Source organism: Streptomyces sp. WAC06614 (assembly GCF_003949795.1).
Lineage (GTDB): Bacteria > Actinomycetota > Actinomycetes > Streptomycetales > Streptomycetaceae > Streptomyces.
Genome location: NZ_RPRY01000607.1, coordinates 1 through 1,999 on the forward strand (window position 1 = coordinate 1; position 1,999 = coordinate 1,999).

Consider the following 1,999-nt stretch of genomic DNA (forward strand, 5'->3'; position numbering starts at 1 on the left):
CGGGTGCACCGGGGGGTGGCTGCTGAATCGTTCAGGCAGTCGAGGGTCCTGTGTCCTGCGGGCCGTCCGGGGGCGGAGGGGTGACGCGATCCGCCCTTCATGCGGTGACACGGCTCCGACAGGATGGACCCGTGCCCGACCGGCACTTCTCACTCGGGAAGTTGCACCCGAGGCGTCCACGTCAACCATGCAGGGGGAAGCACAGCATGCGCATGCGTACGTTCCCGACGGTGTTCACCGCCGCGGCGGCCCTGGTCGCCGGACTCACCCTGACCGGCAGCGCGTCGGCGTCCGCCGAGTCCCCGCAGCCGTCCGCCCACGCGGCCGAGGCCCGGACGGCCGGCCTGACCGCGGCCGAGGCCGGCGCGCTCCAGGCCGAGGTCGACGCCGTGCTCGCGCGGCAGCCCGGCACCCGCCAGATCTCCGCGAACCGGCTCTCCATGCCGGGCGGCACCGTGACCCTCCCGGCTCCCGGCGCCCTCGGCGCACCCCTGGCCTGCGCCAACGGCCACTTGTGCATCACCGACGGCCAGGGCCGGAACTACGACTACTACCACTGCGGCTACTACGACTTCTGGGGCGTCGGCGACGGCACCTTCAACAACAACCAGACCTGGGGCACCCGGGCCCGCTTCTACAACGAGAACGGCAGCGAGCGCTGGTCGAACGTGGCCAAGGACACCGGCACGGCCTCATGGACGCCCGTGTTCCACATCCGCCCCTGCTGAACCGGCTCCCGCTGCCCGACCGCACCGAGGGCCCGGGGTCCGGTGGACCCCCGGTGCGGTCGGGACTGTCAGTGGGCGCCCGTACGCTGAGGCCATGTCAGTCAACATCGATCTCGCCTTCACCGTCACCGACGTCGCCGACGAGGCCCAGGCCCTGGACATCGTCCGGGCCCTGGAGGAGCTCCTGCGCGAGGAGAACATCCTCCCCCAGGTCAGCCTGGGCGTGGCCAGGGACGACGACGGGGCGTACTTCGTCTCCGGGGAGTCCGACTTCCCGCTCGGGATATCCCGCTTCTACCTGTGGCGCCCGCACTTCGAGGGCCTCTTCGCCATGACGGTCGAAGAGGTGGCGGCAGACGCGAAGCCGAAGATCGACTGGGGATACCCGGACGAGGAGTACTGAGGCGCGGGCCGGGCGCGCACCTGGCCCACCCGGCCGGCTCGGCTCCTCGCGCTACCCGCGCCACTCGCCCGTGACGTCCTCGACGCTGCGGGCGACCAGCCCGAACAGGTCGCCGACGGTGGTCAGGGCCGCCGTCTGCAAGGCGGCGGCGGGCAGCACCGTGCCGTCCGGGGCGGTCAGCGAACGGGTGGCCGTGGCCTCGGCGACGACCGTCGGGCGGTAGCCGCGGTAGTAGGCGCCCTCGGCCGTGAAGGCGACGCACATGTGCGTCATGAAGCCGGCCAGCACCAGATCCGTGCCCGCGCCGAGCTCCCGCAGGGTCTTCTCCAGCTCGGTGCCGTGGAAGGCGTTGGGCGCCTGCTTGACGACCACCGGCTCACCCGCGGCCGGTGCGACCTCGGGGCCGAGAGCGCCGATCTCGGCACGGATGTCGTACGGGGTGCCCTCACCGCCGTCGTTGACGACGTGCACCACCGGAGCCCCCGCGGCGCGCGCCGCGGCCAGCAGTCGTGCCCCGGCAGCCAGGGCCTGCTCGGCGCCGTCGAGCGCCATGACGCCGGAGCGGTAGGTGTTCTGGAAGTCGATCATGATCAGCGTCGCGTCGGCGAGCCGGGGCAGCGCGCCGTCGAGGCCGATCACGTCGCGCAGGGTGGTCGAAGCGGTCATGGCAGGGCTCCTCGTGAGCAGGGGAAAGGGAAAGGGGAGAAGGACGCAAGGGATGACGAAGACACCCCTGGCGTCCGGACGCCTGCCGGGTGGCAGGGGACGGACGACCCGGGAGACCTGACGGCCGGTCGGCTCGGACGGGCCGGTCGGCTCGGTCGGGCCGGGCCTGGGCCGGCTGGGCCGGGGGCCTGTGGGGCCTGTG

General features: G+C 72.7%; 3 protein-coding genes. 2 read left to right on the forward strand and 1 reads right to left on the reverse strand.

All coding sequences use genetic code 11. From position 1 onward, the window contains the following. Window positions 1-206: 206 nt before the first annotated feature. Window positions 207-728: a hypothetical protein gene (locus tag EF918_RS35210; RefSeq protein WP_125652913.1), complete on the forward strand. Its 522-nt coding sequence runs from the start codon at window positions 207-209 to the stop codon at window positions 726-728. Window positions 729-822: 94 nt separating this feature from the next. Next, the gene (locus tag EF918_RS35215) at window positions 823-1,131 is read left to right on the forward strand and encodes a hypothetical protein (protein ID WP_125652914.1); all 309 of its coding nucleotides are present in this window, start codon (window positions 823-825) and stop codon (window positions 1,129-1,131) included. Between the two features lie 51 nt (window positions 1,132-1,182). Here EF918_RS35215 and EF918_RS35220 read toward each other — a convergent pair whose 3' ends face one another. Further along, window positions 1,183-1,797, reverse strand: coding sequence for an isochorismatase family protein (locus EF918_RS35220; protein WP_125652915.1), 615 nt, complete (start codon window positions 1,795-1,797; stop codon window positions 1,183-1,185). Between the last annotated feature and the right edge of the window lie 202 nt (window positions 1,798-1,999).

Excerpts from the sequence above, each read along its gene's own strand:
- EF918_RS35210 (WP_125652913.1), top strand. The coding sequence starts at position 207 with ATGCGCATGCGTACGTTCCCGACGGTGTTCACCGCCGCGGCGGCCCTG.
- EF918_RS35215 (WP_125652914.1), top strand. The coding sequence starts at position 823 with ATGTCAGTCAACATCGATCTCGCCTTCACCGTCACCGACGTCGCCGAC.
- EF918_RS35220 (WP_125652915.1), bottom strand. The coding sequence starts at position 1,797 with ATGACCGCTTCGACCACCCTGCGCGACGTGATCGGCCTCGACGGCGCG.